The sequence below is a fragment of the Sandarakinorhabdus sp. genome (genome assembly GCF_040398645.1).
Lineage (GTDB): Bacteria > Pseudomonadota > Alphaproteobacteria > Sphingomonadales > Sphingomonadaceae > Sandarakinorhabdus.
On record NZ_JBBATR010000052.1, the window covers coordinates 2,048 to 3,439 of the forward strand.

At 66.5% G+C, this 1,392-nt stretch carries 3 protein-coding genes; 2 read left to right on the plus strand and 1 reads right to left on the minus strand.

The annotated features are described in order from the left end of the window. Positions 1 to 489, plus strand: a 489-nt coding sequence (locus ABWP50_RS10745; protein ID WP_502951039.1) for a hypothetical protein, incomplete at its 5' end; no start/stop codon positions are given. Here the strand turns inward: ABWP50_RS10745 and ABWP50_RS10750 are convergent. After that, positions 486 to 950 (minus strand): Hsp20 family protein, encoded by a 465-nt coding sequence (locus tag ABWP50_RS10750; protein WP_353217983.1) that lies wholly within the window; start codon positions 948 to 950, stop codon positions 486 to 488. The two genes, ABWP50_RS10745 and ABWP50_RS10750, sit on opposite strands and share 4 nt — an antisense overlap. Between ABWP50_RS10750 and ABWP50_RS10755 the strand changes: the two genes are divergently transcribed. Then, the coding region (locus tag ABWP50_RS10755; protein WP_353217984.1) for a DUF1465 family protein at positions 949 to 1,392 on the plus strand (444 nt) is incomplete at its 3' end. The two genes, ABWP50_RS10750 and ABWP50_RS10755, sit on opposite strands and share 2 nt — an antisense overlap.

Genomic DNA, 1,392 nt, shown 5'->3' on the forward strand with positions numbered 1-1,392 from the left:
CTGCCGATTGCGCGGCCATGCCGGATTGCGGCCGAAGCCTTGCCGCCGCGGCGTTCGCAATTGCGGCGGTGCGATGCGGCGCTGGCCCGCGCCGATACCGCTCCGGCAGTGCGGCTGGCCATGCTGCTCAATCGCGGCATTGCCCGTTTGCGGGCTGGCCAGCCGGCCGGGGCCGCCGATGATTTCGATCTGGCCATACGGTCTGCCCCGAATTTTGCGGAAGCCTGGATCAACAAGGGCATTGCGCTCAGCCGCTTGCCGGGCCGCGCCGATGAGGCCGTGGCCTTGATCAGCCACGGCCTCAGCATCGGCCCGCGCGAACCGGCGCGCGCCTATTTCGCGCGTGCGCAGGCCATGGAAGCCAGCGGCCGCCTGCGCGAGGCGATGGAGGATTATGCCGCCGCCGCCCGCGCCGATCCCGATTGGCCGGCGCCCGCCGAAGAGCTGAAACGCTTTTCGGTCGAGCGCCGGAAGGTGCTGCGCGGTTAGGCGACAGCGGCCAAGGTAACGGCCGATGGCATCCCGGCGGCAATATCGACCTTGCGCGGCTTCTTGTGTTCGGGGATTTCGCGCGTCAGATCGATGTTGAGCAGCCCGTTTTCAAAGCTGGCGCCGGTCACCTTGATGGTGTCAGCCAGCTGGAAGCGCCGATCAAAGGCGCGCTTGGCAATCCCGCGATGCAGGAACACGCGTTCCCCGCCAGCCTGTGCGTCGGCGGCAGCCTGGCCGCTGACAAGCAGCGTGTTTTCCTGCACCATGATGTCCAGTTCGTGCATGGCAAAACCAGCGACTGCCATCTGGATGCGGTAGCTGCCATCGCCAAGCTTTTCGATGTTATAGGGCGGGTAGGCATCACCGGTGTCGATCCGCCCGGCATATTCGACCAGACGATTCAGATTTTCAAAACCGATTGATGAACGCAGCAACGGTGAGATATCAAATCCACGCATGACAAATTTCTCCTCAAGCAAGTTTGCCGTTGTCCCCGCCCAATTTGGCGCGGGGGGTGCCGGCGTGCCTGCTGGCCCCGCCGGGAATGCCAATCTGGGATCGCTGCGGCCGCTTTCAAGTGGCGCTGGCAGCCTGCAGGCCCAATTGGAGGCGCTGTTTCGCGACACCCACAGCTGCGGACGCGCAGCGCGCGAATGGTTCGATGGGCCAGGCGCGGCGTGGCGCGCTGCGCAGCCGCCGGAGGCGCAGGCGCTGTGTGCCATGGAGAGCCTGGCCGTCACGGGCCGGCTGCTGGCGGTGATGAACTGGCTGCTGGACCCTGCCAACAGCGGCGCGCCGGCCCGGCTGACCGCGCTGCGCCATGATGATCGGTTGCAGCTGCCGGATGATCACCCCTTGGCAGCCACACCGGGCGGTGCCATTGCCCGCACCAGCCGGCAG

What these genes read in the sequence shown, in the direction of transcription:
- ABWP50_RS10750 (WP_353217983.1), bottom strand. Translation starts at nt 950, where the DNA reads ATGCGTGGATTTGATATCTCACCGTTGCTGCGTTCATCAATCGGTTTT.